At 54.2% G+C, this 17311-nt stretch carries 18 protein-coding genes; 16 read left to right on the top strand and 2 right to left on the bottom strand.

Features of this window, described 5'->3' with window-relative positions:
• Window positions 1-368: 368 nt before the first annotated feature.
• Entirely contained in the window at window positions 369-824 is a 456-nt protein-coding gene (locus MJ923_RS09580; RefSeq protein ID WP_126168220.1) for a hypothetical protein, read from the top strand.
• Window positions 825-977: 153 nt separating this feature from the next.
• Here MJ923_RS09580 and MJ923_RS09585 read toward each other — a convergent pair whose 3' ends face one another.
• Window positions 978-1148: a hypothetical protein gene (locus MJ923_RS09585; RefSeq protein WP_164551219.1), complete on the bottom strand. Its 171-nt coding sequence runs from the start codon at window positions 1146-1148 to the stop codon at window positions 978-980.
• Between the two features lie 145 nt (window positions 1149-1293).
• Between MJ923_RS09585 and MJ923_RS09590 the strand changes: the two genes are divergently transcribed.
• The 14 genes from MJ923_RS09590 (at window position 1294) to MJ923_RS09655 (ending at window position 15373) form a co-directional block, all read left to right on the top strand.
• The gene (locus tag MJ923_RS09590) at window positions 1294-2784 is read left to right on the top strand and encodes an NAD(P)H-hydrate dehydratase (RefSeq protein ID WP_240590896.1); all 1491 of its coding nucleotides are present in this window, start codon (window positions 1294-1296) and stop codon (window positions 2782-2784) included.
• 65 nt (window positions 2785-2849) lie between these two features.
• Window positions 2850-3311 carry a tRNA (adenosine(37)-N6)-threonylcarbamoyltransferase complex ATPase subunit type 1 TsaE gene (gene tsaE, locus MJ923_RS09595; protein ID WP_240590897.1) on the top strand — a complete coding sequence of 154 codons (462 nt, stop codon included), beginning with the start codon at window positions 2850-2852 and terminating at the stop codon, window positions 3309-3311.
• A complete protein-coding gene (locus MJ923_RS09600; RefSeq protein ID WP_240590898.1) occupies window positions 3308-4618 on the top strand; it encodes an N-acetylmuramoyl-L-alanine amidase in 1311 nt (436 codons plus the stop codon). The genes tsaE and MJ923_RS09600 overlap by 4 nt, the downstream gene beginning before the upstream one ends.
• Before the next feature lie 12 nt (window positions 4619-4630).
• Window positions 4631-6592: a DNA mismatch repair endonuclease MutL gene (mutL, locus tag MJ923_RS09605; protein WP_240590899.1), complete on the top strand. Its 1962-nt coding sequence runs from the start codon at window positions 4631-4633 to the stop codon at window positions 6590-6592.
• Window positions 6576-7514: a tRNA (adenosine(37)-N6)-dimethylallyltransferase MiaA gene (gene miaA, locus MJ923_RS09610; RefSeq protein WP_126168215.1), complete on the top strand. Its 939-nt coding sequence runs from the start codon at window positions 6576-6578 to the stop codon at window positions 7512-7514. The genes mutL and miaA overlap by 17 nt, the downstream gene beginning before the upstream one ends.
• 83 nt (window positions 7515-7597) lie before the next feature.
• On the top strand, window positions 7598-7873 hold the full coding sequence (hfq, locus tag MJ923_RS09615; protein WP_126168214.1) for an RNA chaperone Hfq: 276 nt from the start codon (window positions 7598-7600) through the stop codon (window positions 7871-7873).
• Window positions 7874-7905: 32 nt separating this feature from the next.
• Window positions 7906-9213, top strand: a complete 1308-nt coding sequence (hflX, locus tag MJ923_RS09620; protein ID WP_126168213.1) for a ribosome rescue GTPase HflX — start codon at window positions 7906-7908, stop codon at window positions 9211-9213.
• A 31-nt stretch (window positions 9214-9244) separates the two neighbouring features.
• Window positions 9245-10378, top strand: coding sequence for an FtsH protease activity modulator HflK (gene hflK / locus MJ923_RS09625; RefSeq protein ID WP_240590900.1), 1134 nt, complete (start codon window positions 9245-9247; stop codon window positions 10376-10378).
• 3 nt (window positions 10379-10381) lie between these two features.
• A complete protein-coding gene (gene hflC / locus MJ923_RS09630) occupies window positions 10382-11308 on the top strand; it encodes a protease modulator HflC (RefSeq protein WP_240590901.1) in 927 nt (308 codons plus the stop codon).
• A 326-nt stretch (window positions 11309-11634) separates the two neighbouring features.
• Window positions 11635-12225, top strand: a complete 591-nt coding sequence (petA, locus tag MJ923_RS09635) for a ubiquinol-cytochrome c reductase iron-sulfur subunit (RefSeq protein ID WP_126168210.1) — start codon at window positions 11635-11637, stop codon at window positions 12223-12225.
• Window positions 12225-13439 carry a cytochrome b gene (locus tag MJ923_RS09640; protein ID WP_126168209.1) on the top strand — a complete coding sequence of 405 codons (1215 nt, stop codon included), beginning with the start codon at window positions 12225-12227 and terminating at the stop codon, window positions 13437-13439. The genes petA and MJ923_RS09640 overlap by 1 nt, the downstream gene beginning before the upstream one ends.
• Window positions 13439-14176, top strand: coding sequence for a cytochrome c1 (locus MJ923_RS09645; protein ID WP_126168208.1), 738 nt, complete (start codon window positions 13439-13441; stop codon window positions 14174-14176). Before MJ923_RS09640 ends, MJ923_RS09645 begins: the two co-directional genes overlap by 1 nt.
• A gap of 94 nt (window positions 14177-14270) precedes the next feature.
• Window positions 14271-14900 (top strand): stringent starvation protein SspA, encoded by a 630-nt coding sequence (gene sspA / locus MJ923_RS09650; protein WP_126168207.1) that lies wholly within the window; start codon window positions 14271-14273, stop codon window positions 14898-14900.
• Window positions 14900-15373 (top strand): ClpXP protease specificity-enhancing factor, encoded by a 474-nt coding sequence (locus MJ923_RS09655; protein WP_126168206.1) that lies wholly within the window; start codon window positions 14900-14902, stop codon window positions 15371-15373. Before sspA ends, MJ923_RS09655 begins: the two co-directional genes overlap by 1 nt.
• 101 nt (window positions 15374-15474) lie before the next feature.
• Here MJ923_RS09655 and MJ923_RS09660 read toward each other — a convergent pair whose 3' ends face one another.
• The gene (locus tag MJ923_RS09660) at window positions 15475-16578 is read right to left on the bottom strand and encodes a GGDEF domain-containing protein (RefSeq protein ID WP_240590902.1); all 1104 of its coding nucleotides are present in this window, start codon (window positions 16576-16578) and stop codon (window positions 15475-15477) included.
• A gap of 139 nt (window positions 16579-16717) precedes the next feature.
• Here MJ923_RS09660 and MJ923_RS09665 point away from each other — a divergent pair, with 139 nt between their 5' ends.
• Window positions 16718-17293 carry an anthranilate synthase component II gene (locus MJ923_RS09665; RefSeq protein WP_240591264.1) on the top strand — a complete coding sequence of 192 codons (576 nt, stop codon included), beginning with the start codon at window positions 16718-16720 and terminating at the stop codon, window positions 17291-17293.
• Window positions 17294-17311 lie beyond the last annotated feature (18 nt).

The raw sequence follows: 17311 nt of genomic DNA on the forward strand, positions 1-17311 counted from the left end.
ACATTAGCTCAGTTGGTAGAGCGATACCTTGCCAAGGTATAGGTCATCGGTTCGAACCCGATATGTCGCTCCAATCTCTCCCTCCCTCCCTTTTGTTCAAATCAACACCCATAGTTATTGATTTTCACTGACGCTTTATTCGTCGTGCTTTCGTTGGCTTATCCTTGTCCATTGATGTGAAGCTCACCACAGAGTCTACGAAGAGGGTGATCCTCTGCAAAAAACCGTCAAAAGCCCACCCCGACTGAATTTCGCAATTGCTGAATTATGATGCATTTCAAATAATCCAGTTGGAATAGCTTCCATAATGCCTCCAGACAAAGTTGATTTTTGACCGCTCGCCGGTCACATAAGAAGGAGGCAGTCCTATGCGTATCCAACAATTGCGTGAACTTCTGGAGTACTTGGCAACATGCCGCCTGGAGATGGCGCAGCTGTACGGCAGGCTGCATGCTCAGGCTGATTCTTCCAGGGTTAAGCTGATGCTGGAATACTTTCAACAGCAGCAAAAACATGTGGCACAGACGCTGGAAGACTATGTGGATGATGCACCGTCCAGACTATTGGACACATGGTACAAAGATCTGATTTTTGAAGATTTTATCAAGCGCTGTCAGAGCACAATGTTACCGGCCAATATGCAGGAAGATGATGTGCTCAGCCTGCACCTGGACCTGGAAAACCGTTTGATTGGTTTGCTGGAAAAAACTGTGGAAACGTCACAAACCGAAGAGATCCGCAGTGCTCTCGCCGACCTGGTGCGGGTAGAGAAAATCCAGCAGCAACGCCTGGTTCACAGCACCATCCGCATGGATGACATCTGATCTCCTTGCAAGGCTAAACAAAAACCGGCACTCGTTGCCGGTTTTTTTGTGCCTCTTCAAAAGCCACCGATTAGTTTAGTTAATTGCGAATTACATGACCTGCATCAAGGTTCGGTAAGGGTTGCGGCTGCTATTTTTGGCATAAGTGCGCCTTCAGGATTTGTCGTTATCTTTATCCTGCAGGGGAAGCGTGATGGCTTTGTACAGGCCTACGGCGACCAGCAAAACGCACAGCAGCAGCAGAGCCTGGATCAGAATATTTGAAGACAGGGGCAGGCTGATCAAGAGTACCGACAGTACCAAGATCAACAAGGTGAGCAGCATCGTCCTTGTGCCAGTCATACTTGTGCTCCGAAAAATAGCTTAAGGCGCCCGTTGGGGCTCAACTTTAAGTGTATAAAGCTATCCACGCTGTCGCCAGTTGAATTCAAGAATTTGATATTTAATCGTTATCGAACGGAGTCATGGCATGAGCGCCTTACCCATTTCTTTGCCGCAATCGCTGTACAGCGCCGCCCAGGTTAAAGCGGCCGAGCAGGAAGCCGTTAAGCGCGGGCTTTGTTCGCTCTACGAACTGGTGGAGCAAGCTGGCAGCGCCGCCATGGCCACCCTCGAATCTTTGGAAAGTGCGCACTGCCAAACTGTGGTGTTGGTGGGCAAGGGCAACAACGGCGCCGATGCGCTGGTGCTCTCCAGGCTTTTGCTTGCCAAGGGCAACCGACCGCGGGTACTGCTGTTTGGCGAAGGTAAAACGGCTGAACACGCCGAGGCGTTGCAGGCATTTGTCGCCGCCGGAGGCACCACTGAAGCCTTCAGCGAAGCCGCGCTCGAAGGCGCCGAAGTGATTGTCGATGGCTTGCTTGGCACCGGTGTGGCCGGGGAACTCAGTGAGCCATTGAATCAATGCATTGAGGCGATTAACGCCCAAAACGCCTGGGTACTCAGTTTGGATGTACCCTCAGGTGTTAATGCCGATACCGGCAATGTGAATCCGATGGCGATTGAAGCGGATGTCACCCTCTGCTTCGGCGGCCTCAAGCAGGGGCTATTTACCTCCCGCGCCCGCCATTTTGCCGGCAAGGTGTTGTATGCCTCTGTTGGGCTTGGGGAAATCCTTGCTGAAACCGAGCCTGCGTGCCAGCGGGTGGATGCAAGCTTTCTGACCGATTTGCTGGGGCGCCGCGCCCGGGACAGCCACAAAGGCAAATCCGGAAAGGTAACCATCATGGGAGGCAACTACGGCATGGCCGGGGCTGTGCGCCTTGCCGGTGAAGCTTGCCTGCGCTCCGGCGCTGGGCTGGTGACGGTTATCAGTCGCCCCGAACATCAACTCACGGTTAACGCCAATCGGCCCGAGCTGATGTTCTGGGGCTGTGAGCTGGTGGATATGGAAGTGTATCTGCGTCTTGGCTGGGCCGATGTGCTGGTGCTGGGCCCTGGGCTTGGCAAGGATGATTGGGGTTATAACCTCTATAAAGCCGTAGGCCTGTCAGACAAGCCCTGTGTACTGGATGCCGATGCGCTGAATCTGCTTGCCAAGGAGCCTTGCCGCCAGATAAATCGGGTGCTGACGCCCCATCCGGGCGAGGCCTCGCGATTATTGGGGCTGTCCACGGCGGAAGTGGAAGCCGACCGTTTCAATGCCATCCGCCGCTTACAGGAAACCTTTGGTGGCGTGGTGCTGCTGAAGGGGGCTGGCACCCTTATCTTCGATGGCACCAACCTGGTGGTGGCCCCTGTGGGGAATCCTGGCCTCGCCAGTGGTGGGTGTGGCGATGTTTTATCTGGTATAATTGCCGCCCTGATGGCACAGGGGCTAGACACCATGACGGCAACCGTAGCCGGGGTGGTTATCCATGGTGAAGCGGCCGACTTGGCTGCCGAGGCCGGTGAGCGGGGAATGCTGGCCAGCGACCTGATGCCTTTTATTCGCCAATTGGTCAATAGTGATTTAATCTAGGCAACATTGATAAGCCTGTGCCGGCAAGCGGTGCCGGCGCCGTTGCTTTTTATCGAAGAGCCGAGATGACAGACGTTAAGATATTTCTCGAAAATGACGCCCAAACCGTAGAAATCGGTCAAAAGCTAGCCCAGCGTATTCGTCCCCCGTTAACTCTTTATCTCACTGGTGAATTGGGCGCCGGCAAAACCACATTAAGCCGCGGTCTTATCCAGTCTTTGGGACACAAAGGGGCGGTAAAAAGTCCAACTTACACTCTCGTGGAACCTTATGAGCTTCCTGGCGTCGAAGTATATCATTTCGACCTCTATCGCCTTGCCGATCCGGAAGAGCTGGAGTTTATGGGGATCAGAGATTACTTTTCCGACACCAGCCTGTGTATAGTAGAGTGGCCTGACCGGGGTCAGGGGCTATTGCCCGAAGCCGATCTGCATTTGCACCTGGCCTATTCCGGTGCCGGGCGTGAGCTTAATATCCATGCCGGTTCCGAGGCTGGCAGGGCAGTCATTGAACAACTTGCTGAATGAATAGAACAATAAACAGACTCCTTTTTATTTTTTTCCTGTTGTTTTCGGTTGAAGGGCTGGCGGCCAATAAACTCGAAGGCGTCAGGATTTGGGCGGCGCCGGAATCGACCCGGGTAGTGTTTGATCTCACTGCCAAGCCTTCTTACACCCAATCGACACTGGTTGCCCCCGACCGTCTGGTGGTGGATCTGGATGACACCCAGACCAAGCTGGCGTTCGATAAAATCGCCAACAACTCCAAGCTGGTTAAACGGGTTCGCCTCAGTAAACCACCCAAAAAGGGTGTGCTGCGGCTAGTGATTGACTTGAATCGCCCTGTGAACGCCAATCTGTTTTCTCTGCCGCCAACCGACCCCTACGGTAATCGCCTTGTAGTTGATTTGGAAGAGAAAACCAATGATGCCCGTACCATAGTGGCGCCTACTGAATCGGCACGGGATATCATAGTGGCCATCGATGCCGGTCACGGTGGTGACGACCCCGGCTCCATCGGCCCATCGGGTTTGTACGAGAAAAAAGTCGCGCTGGAAATTGCCAAGCGGGTACAAAAGAAAATCGATGCTACCCCGGGCATGAAAGCCGTGATGACCCGCACCGGTGACTACTTCGTCAATCTGAATAAACGCTCGGATCTGGCCCGTAAGCACAGAGCCGATCTGCTGGTATCTATTCACGCCGATGCCTTTACCTCACCAAACCCCAAAGGGGCGTCGGTGTGGGTGCTGTCGATGCGCAGGGCCAACAGTGAAATCGGTCGCTGGCTTGAACAGAAAGAAAAACACTCTGAGCTGCTCGGCGGCGCCGGGGAAATCATCCAGAACGCCGATAACGAGCAGTACCTGGCAATGACGCTGTTGGATATGTCGATGGACCGCTCCATGGCCATCAGCCACAGTATCGCCAGCGATATCCTCAAGGACCTGGGCAAGGTTACTGAACTGCACAAGAGCCGCCCTGAGTCGGCGAGTCTGGCGGTGCTCAAGTCGCCTGACATCCCATCGATTCTGGTAGAAACCGGCTTTATCTCCAATCCAAAAGAAGAGTCGCTGCTGAAGAATTCCGCCCATCAGGACAAGTTGGCCCGTGCCATTCATGCCGGTGTGCTGCGCTATTTTGAGGCCAATGCCCCCAGTGATTCATTGCTGGCAAAACGCAGCGGCAGCAGCAAGCACAAGGTAAACCGCGGCGAGTCGCTGTCGGTGATTGCGGCCCAGTATGGGGTGTCTGTGACTGCACTGCGTCAGGCCAATAACCTTAAGTCCGATACCCTGCGTATTGGCCAGCAGTTGGTTATTCCCAAAGGTTAAACAAGGATTTTTATGGCAATTCAGGTATTGCCACCCCAGTTGGCAAACCAGATTGCAGCCGGCGAGGTGGTGGAGCGACCAGCCTCTGTCATCAAAGAGCTGGTGGAAAACAGTCTGGACGCCGGTGCTACCCGGGTCGATATCGATATTGACAAAGGCGGCAGCAAGCTTATCCGCATTCGCGATAATGGTGGTGGAATCCCCAAGGATGAGCTGGCATTGGCGCTGGCCCGTCATGCCACCTCCAAGGTGCAAACTCTGGAAGACCTGGAAGCCATTCTGAGTTTTGGTTTTCGCGGCGAAGCGCTGGCGAGTATCAGCTCAGTCTCCCGTCTTACCTTAACCTCTCGCACCGCCGAGCAGGCCGAAGCCTGGCAGGCGTATGCCGAGGGCTCGGAAGTCGCCCTTAAGGTCATGCCTGCCGCCCATCCGGTGGGCACCACCATTGAAGTGGCCGACCTCTTCTTTAACACCCCGGCCCGCAGGCGTTTTTTAAAGAGCGACAAAACCGAATTCACCCATATTGATGAGTGGCTTAAGCGGATAGCTCTGGTACGCTCTGACGTGCATTTTTCCCTGACTCACAACGGCAAACCCGTGCGCCAGTTCCGCGCGGCTTCCACCGAAGCTCAGTATCTGCAGCGGCTGGGGCAGGTTGCCGGACGTGCCTTTGCTGATACAGCAATCAAGGTAGATTGTCGTCATGATGGGATGCATCTTGGCGGATATCTGCAGTCTCCCGCGCTGAACGACACAGTCGATTGTCACTATTTCTATGTGAACGGACGCCTGGTGCGTGACCGTCTGGTGAATCATGCGGTGCGTCAGGCGTTTGCCGAATGCGGTGCGCTGGAGCAGGGCGGGTTTGTGTTGCGGCTCGATGTGGATCCCCATCAGGTGGATGTGAATGTGCACCCGGCAAAGCACGAGGTCCGCTTCCATCAGGCCCGCTATGTTCATGATTTTATTTTGCAGGTACTGCAATCGGCTTTGAGTCAGATGCGCGACTTGCCGCTGACAGCGAATGTTTTAAAGGATGACTTTGGCAGCGCGCAGCATAGGGATAACGAACCGGAGCCAGCAAGGGCCGTGGCTGAGTCCCACCCAGGCTATCGCACTGAGAGCGCCGAAGACGTCGAAGCCTTTGCGCTGGGTGGCGGCATGCAGCACTCAGGTGTTGGCAGCCACAACCTGCGCGGCACCGCTCCGGCTTCGGCTGGATTTGGGCAGGCAGCGTCCGAGCGCGGAGGCTTTGGCACCAGTTCAGGCCAGGGCAGCCGTTATGTGCGGGATAACTTTGCTCAGCCGGGCTTTGGTGACAAAAGTAGCCGGGACAGGCAACTTGCGGCGCAGCATTACGGCGAGCTGTTATCTACGCCTACTGGCGCAGCTGCGAGCGCATCGGTTACGGCCAGCGGCATGGCAGCCAATGCTGCTGGACAGCAGCTGAGCGTGCCATCGATGCCGCCACTGCTCGATGGTCAGTATTGGGTCCTGTGTGAAGGCGCCAGTCTCAAACTGCTTTCTCTTACCAGAGTGGCAAAAGAGCTACTGCAGCAAGAGCTTATTTGCAGGTTGCCAACAGGGCTGATTGGTCAGCCGCTGCTGATGCCGGTGTCGGTGCAGGCCGATGCAGACTGGGCCGATATATTGCAAAGTCGCGATGCCTTACTCAGGAAAATGGGGCTTGAACTGGCAATTCGCTATCAGCAGTTGATAATCAAAAAAGTGCCCCCATATCTGAGGGACAGTCAGCTGGCGCGGCTTATTCCTGAGCTGCTTGCCTGGATACAGCACGAAGCTCCGGCCGACGAAGCGCTGGCACATTGGCTGGCTGCGCAGGTCAGCGGTTTTGAGGCGGCGCCCAGGCTGTGGCAGCGCTTGCAGGCACTGGATACTGACGCACAGCAACGCATTTTAGAGAGTGCCGGGGAACTGCCCTGGCAGACATGGCTTGATGAACACAAACACTGATCGAACAGACCTGCCCAAGGTGCTGTTTTTGATGGGGCCAACCGCTTCGGGTAAGACCGCTTTGGCACTGGAGCTGGCCGAGCACCACAACTGCGAAATCATCTCAGTTGATTCGGCGCTGATTTATCGCGGTATGGACATAGGTACCGCCAAACCCACGGCCGCTGAACTGGCCCGTGGACCTCACCGGCTGATTGATATTCTCGATCCGCTGGAGAGCTACTCGGCTGCGGATTTCCGTGCCGATGCCGTAAGGGAAATCGAAGACATTCTTTCCCGAGGCAAGACCCCGCTGTTGGTGGGGGGAACCATGATGTATTTCAAGACCTTGCTAGATGGTCTCTCGCCACTGCCCAGTGCCGATGATGCCGTCAGAGCCGGGATCGCTGCGGATGTGGAAGCCAAAGGCTGGCAGGCGCTTCATGATGAGTTGAAGCAGATTGACCCTGTGGCCGCCGAGCGTATTCATCCCAACGATCCCCAGCGCCTGTCGCGGGCGATTGAGGTCTATCGGATCACCGGTAAGACATTGACTGAGCTCACTCAAACCAAAGCTGAGTCCTTGCCGTACCGGATGGTGCAATTTGCTATTGCACCCAAGGAGCGCAAAACCCTGCACCAGCTTATCGGGCAGCGGTTTGAAGCCATGCTTGAGCAGGGCTTTATCGACGAAGTGGCTGGGCTTAAGGACAGGGGCGACCTGCACCTTGAGTTACCCTCGATGCGCTGCGTGGGCTACCGACAGGTATGGCAGTACCTGGAGGGGCAGTATGACCATGATACTATGGTCGAAAAAGCTGTTGCCGCCACTAGGCAATTGGCCAAGCGTCAATTAACATGGTTGCGGGGATGGCCTGATTTGCAATGGCTGATTAGCGGCGACGAAGGGAATTTGGAGAAACTTGTACAGCAATCCCGGTAGAGAATCTGCATTTGCTGTATACTACTCAATTCAAACAGAAAACGTTTGCGTTGGATTTTTATAATTTAAAAAGGAAATAACAAATGGCTAAGGGGCAATCTTTACAAGACCCATTTTTGAACGCACTGCGCCGTGAGCGTGTTCCTGTTTCAATCTATTTGGTTAACGGCATCAAGCTTCAGGGTCAGGTTGAGTCTTTCGACCAGTTCGTGATCCTGCTGAAGAACACAGTGAGCCAGATGGTTTACAAGCACGCCATCTCTACCGTAGTGCCTTCCCGTCCATTCAACGTGGGTAACCACCAGGGTGGCGGCAGCAACTACAATGCCCAGCAGGACGACAGTGCCAGCGAACAGTAATCGCTGCTGTCTGAATTTGAGAGGTTTGCTTCTTGTTTGATCGTTATGAGGCGGGAGAAACTGCGGTTCTTGTCCATATCGATTTTACCGACGAAGGCAGTCGGGAAGATCTCGCCGAATTGCAGTTATTGGTGGAATCGGCGGGCGCCCGCGCCGTTGGTGTAATCACAGGAAGCCGCCGAGCGCCGGATCGCAAGTTTTTTGTGGGCTCCGGTAAGGCAGAGGAGCTGGCCGCCATGGTGGCCGCGACCGATGCCAATGTGGTGATATTCAACCATGCCCTGAGTCCGGCTCAGGAGCGAAACCTGGAACAGGTGTGCCATTGTCGTGTACTCGACCGGACGACCCTGATCCTGGATATTTTCGCCCAGCGTGCCCGGACACACGAAGGTAAGTTGCAAGTGGAGCTAGCGCAATTGCGCCACATGTCGACTCGCCTGGTGCGGGGCTGGACTCACCTGGAACGTCAGAAGGGCGGTATCGGCCTTCGCGGTCCCGGTGAGACCCAGTTGGAAACCGACCGTCGCCTGCTGCGCGGCCGGATCAAGACGATTAACCGTCGTCTGGAGAAGGTAGACAAACAGCGTGAGCAGAGTCGTCGGGCGCGTCAACGCAGCGACATGCCGGCGGTATCCCTGGTGGGATATACCAACGCAGGAAAGTCGACCCTGTTCAATACGCTGACCAGCTCAGAGGTGTACGCCGCCGATCAGCTGTTCGCGACTCTGGATCCTACCCTTCGCAAGTTGGACTTGCCCGATGGCGCCGCCATTCTTGCCGATACCGTGGGATTTATCCGTCACCTTCCACACGATCTGGTTGCCGCATTTAAGGCGACACTGCAGGAAACCCGTGAAGCCGACCTCTTGCTTCACGTGATTGATTGCGCAGATGAAAAGATGCGTGACAACATTGAGCAGGTGCAGGCGGTTCTGAAGGAAATCGATGCCGATGAGATCCCTCAACTCATCGTGTGCAACAAAATCGACCTGGTCGAAGGCTTGCAACCGGCCATTGATCGGGATGACACCGGAAAGCCATTCCGGGTCTGGTTAACTGCGCAGCAGGATCAGGGATTGGATTTACTGCGGCAGGCAATTCAGGAGTTGGTGGGCAATGTGATTGCCGAGCTGACCCTGAAAATTCCGGCCACGGCCGGGCATTATCTTGGCCAGTTTTACCGACTGGATGCGATACAGCAGAAAGAGTATGACGATCTGGGGAACTGTATCTTGTCTGTTCGTATGTCTGATGCCGATTGGCGCAGGCTTGCTAAACAGAGTCAAGGTGAGTTGGAAACCTTTATTGTCGATACAGCGACTGATAGGGTAGTTTGTTAACTATTAATATCATCCACTTATGGAGTATTAAATGGCTTGGAACGAGCCCGGTAACAAGGGTCAGGACCCTTGGGGAAACAAGGGTGGCAACGATAAGGGGCCACCGGATCTGGACGAAGTCTTTCGTAATATTTCCAAACGCTTTGGTGGCAAGGGTAATGGCGTCGGTTTCGGCGGCCTGGGTATTGTCCTTGCGCTGGGCGCTGCTGTGTGGTTCCTGTCTGGGTTTTATACCATCAAGACAGCAGAGCGTGGCGTTCACTTGCGCTTTGGTGAATACATAGGTGAAGTTGGCCCCGGCCTGCGCTGGAAAGCCACCTTTATCGATGAAGTCTTCCCGGTGGACGTGGAGGCCTTCCGCACCATTCCTGCCGCTGGCAGCATTCTGACTTCCGATGAAAACGTGGTACAGGTTGAGCTGGCAGTGCAGTACAAGGTGACTGACGCTTACCAGTATCTGTTCAGTGCCGTGGATGCCAATTCTTCGTTGCGTGAAGCGACCGACAGCGCCCTGCGCTACGTGGTGGGTCACTCACGCATGGACGACATCCTCACCACTGGCCGTGACAAAATCCGTACCGATACCTGGGCTGAGCTTGAGCGTATTATCGAGCCTTACAAGCTGGGCTTGACCATAGTTGACGTGAACTTCCTGCCGGCCCGTCCGCCGGAAGAAGTGAAAGACGCCTTCGATGACGCCATTGCAGCACAGGAAGACGAACAGCGTTATATCCGTGAAGCCGAAGCCTATCAGCGTGAAGTTGAACCTCGCGCCCGTGGTCAGGAACAGCGTATTGCCGAAGACGCCCGTGCCTACAAGGCGCAGGTGGTTCAGCAGGCTCAGGGTGCCGTGGCGCGCTTTGACAAGATGCTGCCTGAGTACAAGGCTGCCCCGGAAGTAACCCGTCAGCGCCTGTATATCGAGGCAATGGAAGAGGTACTTTCCGGCAACAACAAGGTGCTTATCGATGCCAAAAACAACGGCAATCTGATGTACCTGCCGTTGGATAAGCTGATGAGTCCGGCTGTTGGCGCAAGCAACAACGATGATTCAGGAGTGTCTTCCCAAAACCATGTGGACTCAAGCGCTTCCAGCCGCTCTACTGGCCTGCCGGTAAGTGGCCGTCCGTCCCGTGAAGATCGTGTTCGCCAGGGGAGGGAATAAGAAATGAGTCGTTTATTACTGGTTATCCTGGTCGTGGTTGTTGCGGTGCTGAGTTCATCACTGATGGTGGTGAATGAAGGCGAGCGGGCCATCGTGTCGCGCTTTAACGCCATCGTGAAAGAAAACGTGGACGGTGTGGAGCGCACCAAGGTGTTTGGCCCAGGCCTGCACTTTAAAATGCCTTTCATCGACACTGTGCGTAATCTCGACGCTCGGGTGCAAACCCTGGACGGCGCAGCTGACCGCTTCGTAACTTCAGAAAAGAAAGACCTGATGGTGGATTCTTACGTGAAGTGGCGCATCCATGACTTTGAAAAGTACTACCTGTCTACCAACGGTGGTATCAAGTCCAATGCCGAAGCCCTGCTGCAGCGTAAAATTAACAGTGACCTGCGTACCGAGTTCGGTCAGCGTACCATCAAGGAAATTGTTTCCGGTGTCCGTGAGGGTGAAACCCTGGACAAAGAAAACAGTGGCCGTGATGAATTGCAGCGCAAGGCGCTGGAAAATGTCCGCAAGAGTGCTGAAGACTTGGGTATCGAAGTCGTGGACGTACGGGTGAAGCAGATCAACCTGCCAACCAACGTCAGCTCATCGATTTTCCAGCGTATGCGTGCCGAGCGTCAGGCTGTGGCCAAAGAACACCGCGCCAAGGGTCGCGAGGAAGCCGAAAAAATTCGTGCGACCGCCGATGCCAACGTAGTGGTTCGTCTCTCCAATGCCCAGCGTAATGCCCAGGTGCTGCGCGGTGAAGGGGATGCGGTTGCCGCCAAGATCTACGCCGATGCCTACAAGAAGGATCCTGAGTTCTATGCCTTTATGCGTAGCCTGGATGCTTACCGTGCCAGCTTTGCCGGCAGTGGCAACGTGATGGTGCTGGAGCCTGACAGCGAATTCTTCCGTTATATGAAGGAAGCCAAGCCAAAATAATCGGCTTGTCGCAGATTAAAGCCCAACCAATTCGGTTGGGCTTTTTTTATGGAAAAATACTTTTAAATCGCTAATTTAGATTTGTCGTGATTTCAATCTACATAGGTTTTGCCGGGCAGGAATGGCAAATTGCACCATCGGCGTCGATTGCCCTGTTGAAAAAAACACTATCTCCCCAACTTAGTTGTGTGTTTTGACTATGATCTGCCTCCACTTTTTGGCTATAATGAGCCCCGCCTCAAACTTTGATTTTACCCAGAGCTTCACGGCTTCACGGTAAGATTTTGAAAAACAAAAAATTCCAACCCCCGCTGGGAGATATGTGGATGAGCAATGCGCCAGTCGATACCGGACGTCGCAGATTCCTGACAGCCGCAACCGCTGTAGTTGGCGGTGCTGGTGCCGTCGCTGTAGCGGTTCCTTTTATCAAGTCATGGAATCCGAGCGCCAAGGCGAAAGCTGCAGGTGCGCCGGTAGAAGTTAATATCAGTAAGCTGGAACCAGGCCAGTTGATCCGTGTAGAGTGGCGCGGTAAGCCCGTTTGGGTTGTACGCCGCACCGAGGAAGTGCTTAAGCAGCTTCCTGAGCTCGATGGTCAATTGCGCGACCCTGCGTCTGATGAACTACAGCAACCCGTGTATGCCCAAAACGGCGTACGTTCTATTAAGCCTGAGTACTTTATCGCTGTTGGTATCTGTACTCACCTGGGCTGTTCTCCTACCTATCTGCCAGATTCATTTGGCGAGCAGGTTGAAGGCGTGAGCTCTGGCTTCTTCTGTCCTTGCCACGGCTCCAAGTTTGACATGGCCGGCCGCGTATTCCAGGGCGTTCCTGCGCCACTGAACCTGGTGATCCCTCCTCACAAGTATCTTGATGATGTGAATGTGATCATTGGTGTCGACGGGGAGACTGCATAATGGTTAAGAACATTATCGATTGGATCGACGCACGTATCCCAATGACGGCCACCTATAACCGTCACGTGGGTCAGTATGCGACTCCCAAGAACTTCAACTTCTGGTACTTCTTCGGTTCTCTGGCCCTGTTGGTGCTGGTAAACCAGATCCTCACCGGTATCTGGCTGACCATGAACTACGTACCTACCGCAGAAGGCGCCTTTGCTTCCATCGAATACATCATGCGTGATGTGGAGTATGGTTGGTTGCTGCGTTATATGCACTCCACCGGGGCCTCGGCCTTCTTCGTGGTGATTTATCTGCACATGTTCCGTGGTCTGATCTACGGTTCATATCAGAAGCCACGTGAGCTGCTGTGGCTGTTTGGTATGCTGATCTTCCTCGTGTTGATGGCCGAAGCCTTCATGGGCTACCTGCTGCCATGGGGTCAGATGTCATACTGGGGTGCTCAGGTAATTATCTCTCTGTTCGGTGCCATCCCTGTTATCGGTGATGACCTGACGCTGTGGATCCGTGGTGACTACGTGGTATCGGGCGCAACCCTGAACCGCTTCTTCGCCCTGCACGTGATTGCACTGCCGCTGGTACTGGTTGTTCTGGTGTTCCTGCACCTGATCGCCCTGCACGAAGTGGGTTCAAACAACCCAGACGGTATCGAAATCAAGAAGAACAAAGACGAAAACGGCTGGCCGGTTGACGGTATCCCATTCCACCCTTACTACACTGTGAAAGACATTGTAGGTGTGGCGGGCTTCCTGATCCTGTTCTGCTACGTGCTGTTCTTTATGCCTGAGGGCGGTGGTTACTTCCTCGAGAAGCCAAACTTCGAGGCTGCTAACCCAATGAAGACCCCAGAGCACATTGCACCTGTTTGGTACTTCACTCCTTTCTACGCGATTCTGCGTGCGGTTCCACACAAGCTGGGCGGCGTGATCATGATGGGTCTGTCCATCGCCGTGCTGTTCCTGCTGCCATGGCTGGACCGTTGTAAGGTGAAGTCTGTTCGCTACAGAAGCTTCATTCACAAGCTGAACATTGCCCAGTTCTCAGTGTCCTTCATTGTTCTGGGTTACCTCGGTGCCGTTCCTGCAAGCCCTGCGCTGACTATTGCCGCTCAGGTGTTCACCATCACCTACTTCGGCTTCTTCGTCGCTCTGTGGGTGTACAGCAAGAACGAGAAAACCAAGCCAGTTCCAGCGAGGTTGACTAAATAATGAAAAAGTTACTCATTGCTTTGGTTGCTCTGGTGCCGACTCTTGGCTTCGCCGCTGGCGGCCACAACGTGCACCTGGAAAAGGCCAATATCGATCTGAACGATAAAGAGTCTCTGGTTCGTGGTCTGGATCTGTTCCAACACTACTGCTCCGGCTGTCACAGCACTCAGTACCAGCGTTACGAGCGTGTAGCGACTGATCTGGGTGTGTCTATCGACGAGATGCGCAGCAAGTACGTCCTCACCGGCGCGAAAGTTGGTGAGCTGATGGAAAACGCCATCCCTGAGAAAGATGCGGCCAAGTGGTTTGGTGCTGCACCACCGGATCTGACCCTGGTTGCCCGTGTACGCGGTGAAGACTGGGTTTACTCTTATCTCAAGGGTTTCTACAAAGACCCAAGCCGTCCTTTCGGCGTGAACAACACTGTATTCCCATCCGTGGGTATGCCGCATGTTCTCGAAGGACTGCAGGGCATCGCAACTCCAGTTATTGAAACCGAAGTTGTTGATGGCAAAGAAGTTACTAAGGTGAAAGGTGTGAATCCAGCTGTAGGTGGCTCGATGAATGCTGAAGAGTATGATCAAGCTGCCCGTGACATCACTGGCTTCCTGGTATACTCAGCCGAACCCGTCAAACTCGAGCGCGAAGCGCTGGGTGTTTGGGTGCTTGGCTTCCTGTTTATCTTCTTTATCGTGGCCTTCCTCCTGAAGAAAGAATACTGGAAGGATGTACACTGATAGCCAATAGCGGGTAAAATACTCTATCCGCGTATTGAAACGGGGGGCATTAGCCCCTCGTTTATTTTATTTGTTTCGATTCTGGAGGGTATCAATGGCTCTTGCTGCCAACAAACGCTCTATCATGACTCTGTTTTCCGGCGCCGACGATCTCTACAGCCATCAGGTACGTATTGTACTGGCTGAAAAAGGCGTGACCGTTGATGTTTTACAGGTCGATCCCAATGACATGCCAGAGGATCTGCTGGAACTGAACCCTTACAATTCAGTGCCCACTCTGGTTGACCGTGAACTGGTGCTGTATGAATCACGCATCATCATGGAATATCTGGACGAGCGCTTCCCGCATCCGCCACTGATGCCTGTATACCCAGTTTCCCGTGGCCAGAGCCGTCTGATGATGCACCGCATCGACACCGACTGGTACACCCTGGTTGATCGCATCAAGAAAGGTGACCGTGCCGATGCCGCCCGTAAAGAGCTGCGTGAAGGTCTGATTGCCATTTCTGCCCTGTTTGGCGAAATGCCTTACTTCATGAACGAAGAATTTGGTTTGGCTGACTGCTACCTCGGCCCCTTGCTGTGGCGTCTGCCTGCCCTCGGCATCCACCTGGATACCGGCGTTGCCAAAGACATCAAAGCCTACATGACCCGCATTTTCGAGCGTGAGTCATTCAAGGCCTCTTTGACTGAAGCCGAGCGCGAAATGCGCATGGGTATGTAATGAAGCCGCTGACTCCCAGTCGTCCTTACCTGCTGCGAGCCTATTACGATTGGCTCATGGACAACCAGCTCACCCCCCATGTGGTGGTGGATGCAATGGTGCCCGGTACTGAAGTACCTCAGCAGTATGTGCGGGATGGTCAGATTGTGCTGAACATAGCCACAGGCGCAGTGGGCAACCTTGAACTTGGCAACGATGCCGTGATGTTCAATGCCCGCTTCGGCGGTGTCCCCCATCAGGTGGTGCTGCCCATGGCTTCTATTGTGGCTATCTATGCTCGCGAGAATGGCGCCGGTACCGTATTCGATGCCGAAGATGCTTACCTGCTCGATGACTCTGAAGAAGAGCTGTTCAGTGTGGTGGAATCCGAGCCTTCAGTTGAGGCTCCCAAGGCGGCAGATGAAACTGCAAAGCCTGCCAAGGGAAAGGACGAGGCTGCCAAGCGTCGCGCTCACCTTACTGTGGTTAAGTAAGCCGCGAGCCGAAATCTAAGCAAGTTATAGCCTGTTCACAGCAAAACCAGCCTCCGGGCTGGTTTTTTGTTTGGGCCGGGTAATGCGGTGATTAACACCGGCTAAAAGCCGCCAAGGCTTTCCGTGACCTCAATTCTATTGCGGCCATTGCTTTTGGCTTCATAAAGCGCTGCGTCCGCCAGGGTCAGTACATTCACCAATTTGGCCGGCGGCGTGACCAGGCACACCCCTATGCTGATGGTCAGTTTCAGCCTTTCAGCGCCTATCTCGATACCGGTGGCGGCAATATCACGGCACAGGCGCTCGGCCCGGTTAATGTTATCGCTGGGGGAGGGGCTGAACTGCACTATGGCAAATTCCTCGCCGCCGATACGACCGATAAAGTCGTTGGCACGGATGTGCATTCTCAGCTCGTTTGCCAAAAAGCGCAGAGCCTTGTCACCGGCCAGGTGACCTGCACTGTCGTTAATACGCTTAAAGTGGTCTACATCCACTATCATCAAACAAAAGGGGCTGTGTTCCTGGATAACCTGTTCCAGACGATGCATAAAGGCCCGTCGGTTTGGCAGGCCTGTGAGGGTGTCGGTATCGGCAAGGTGTTGCAGATTGCGCTCGTTTTCCGACGAGTAGAACTCGCTGATAAGGATAAGTAGCAACACAGTGGCGACACAGGAGCCAATCATCAGCACCTGTAAATGGCCCAGTATTGCCTCGGGTACTTCGGCAATCGCCGGATGCGCCTGCCAGCCAAAGCTCTGGAAGTAGGCAAACAGCATCATATTGATCAGAAACAGTACGGCGGTGGTGAGCCACTGGCGCGAGTCGAGAAACGACGCCGGCAGGATAGCGAACAGCAGGAAGTAATAGTGTAAACCTATGGTGACACCCTGAGCCAGCACCAGCGCGGTAAAGGCATCCAGCATCACCAACACGAACAGCCACAGGGTGGCTTCGAACCTGAGGCCACGCAGATTCAGCAACAGCACGCTGGGCAGCAGCATCAAAAATGGTGTTTGTACCAAGCCTGAGTAAATAAGGCCCTGATTTCCATGGATTAAAAAGGCGGTATCGAAGATCAGTATGGTCAGCATGGCGATGTAGACGCCAATGTTGGTCTGGATCAGTTTGCGTTCGTCTGTTTTGCTCTGGCAATACTGAATGCCAAGGGTGGCGGCACGCACTAGCCAGGCTGCCCAATTTCCCATAGGTATGCTGCTGTTCTGTTGTCGTTGTTGTTTGTTAATAATAGACATAATTTACCGCATTGGATGATCCAAACGTGGCACTGTGCTAGCATTCGCCGCCAATCAAACCAAGCGCAAAATCGGACGGGTAATCGCAACCATGTTGCTGATGATCGACAACTACGACTCCTTTACCTTCAACCTGGTGCAGTACTTTCAGCAGCTGGGTCAGGAGGTCGTGGTGCGCCGTCACGATGACATTAATCTGGCCCAAATCGAGGCCTTGGCTCCCGACCATCTGGTGATTTCACCAGGTCCCTGCACCCCGGACGATGCCGGTATTTCCCTGGCGGCCATCGAGCACTTTGCCGGTAAATTGCCAATTCTCGGGGTGTGTCTTGGTCATCAGGCGATGGCGCAGGTGTTTGGCGCTAAAGTGATCCGCGCCGGGCGGGTGATGCACGGTAAAACCAGCGACATCGACCACAATCAGCTGCGGCTGTTCCGTGGGCTTGATAACCCGCTCAGGGTGACCCGCTATCACTCGTTGCTGGTTGAGTCTGTGCCCAGCGAGTTTGTTCTCGATGCCTGGTTCGATGATCCTGTGCACGGCCGTGAGATCATGGCCATCAGCCACCAAACCCTGCCGCTGTACGGCGTTCAGTTTCATCCCGAGTCCATTCTGACCGCCCAGGGCCATGAACTGCTGGACAACTTCCTTAAACAGCCCCGCTGATCCTTCCTTCGTTTGACG

The organism is Shewanella zhuhaiensis (assembly GCF_022484835.1).
GTDB lineage: Bacteria > Pseudomonadota > Gammaproteobacteria > Enterobacterales > Shewanellaceae > Shewanella > Shewanella khirikhana.

Excerpts from the sequence above, each read along its gene's own strand:
- hflK (WP_240590900.1), top strand. The coding sequence starts at position 9,245 with ATGGCTTGGAACGAGCCCGGTAACAAGGGTCAGGACCCTTGGGGAAAC.
- MJ923_RS09600 (WP_240590898.1), top strand. The coding sequence starts at position 3,308 with ATGAATAGAACAATAAACAGACTCCTTTTTATTTTTTTCCTGTTGTTT.
- petA (WP_126168210.1), top strand. The coding sequence starts at position 11,635 with ATGAGCAATGCGCCAGTCGATACCGGACGTCGCAGATTCCTGACAGCC.
- MJ923_RS09660 (WP_240590902.1), bottom strand. The coding sequence starts at position 16,578 with ATGGGAAATTGGGCAGCCTGGCTAGTGCGTGCCGCCACCCTTGGCATT.
- hflC (WP_240590901.1), top strand. The coding sequence starts at position 10,382 with ATGAGTCGTTTATTACTGGTTATCCTGGTCGTGGTTGTTGCGGTGCTG.
- mutL (WP_240590899.1), top strand. The coding sequence starts at position 4,631 with ATGGCAATTCAGGTATTGCCACCCCAGTTGGCAAACCAGATTGCAGCC.
- MJ923_RS09590 (WP_240590896.1), top strand. The coding sequence starts at position 1,294 with ATGAGCGCCTTACCCATTTCTTTGCCGCAATCGCTGTACAGCGCCGCC.
- hfq (WP_126168214.1), top strand. The coding sequence starts at position 7,598 with ATGGCTAAGGGGCAATCTTTACAAGACCCATTTTTGAACGCACTGCGC.
- MJ923_RS09645 (WP_126168208.1), top strand. The coding sequence starts at position 13,439 with ATGAAAAAGTTACTCATTGCTTTGGTTGCTCTGGTGCCGACTCTTGGC.
- sspA (WP_126168207.1), top strand. The coding sequence starts at position 14,271 with ATGGCTCTTGCTGCCAACAAACGCTCTATCATGACTCTGTTTTCCGGC.
- MJ923_RS09580 (WP_126168220.1), top strand. The coding sequence starts at position 369 with ATGCGTATCCAACAATTGCGTGAACTTCTGGAGTACTTGGCAACATGC.
- MJ923_RS09640 (WP_126168209.1), top strand. The coding sequence starts at position 12,225 with ATGGTTAAGAACATTATCGATTGGATCGACGCACGTATCCCAATGACG.
- MJ923_RS09665 (WP_240591264.1), top strand. The coding sequence starts at position 16,718 with ATGTTGCTGATGATCGACAACTACGACTCCTTTACCTTCAACCTGGTG.
- tsaE (WP_240590897.1), top strand. The coding sequence starts at position 2,850 with ATGACAGACGTTAAGATATTTCTCGAAAATGACGCCCAAACCGTAGAA.
- MJ923_RS09585 (WP_164551219.1), bottom strand. The coding sequence starts at position 1,148 with ATGCTGCTCACCTTGTTGATCTTGGTACTGTCGGTACTCTTGATCAGC.
- miaA (WP_126168215.1), top strand. The coding sequence starts at position 6,576 with ATGAACACAAACACTGATCGAACAGACCTGCCCAAGGTGCTGTTTTTG.
- MJ923_RS09655 (WP_126168206.1), top strand. The coding sequence starts at position 14,900 with ATGAAGCCGCTGACTCCCAGTCGTCCTTACCTGCTGCGAGCCTATTAC.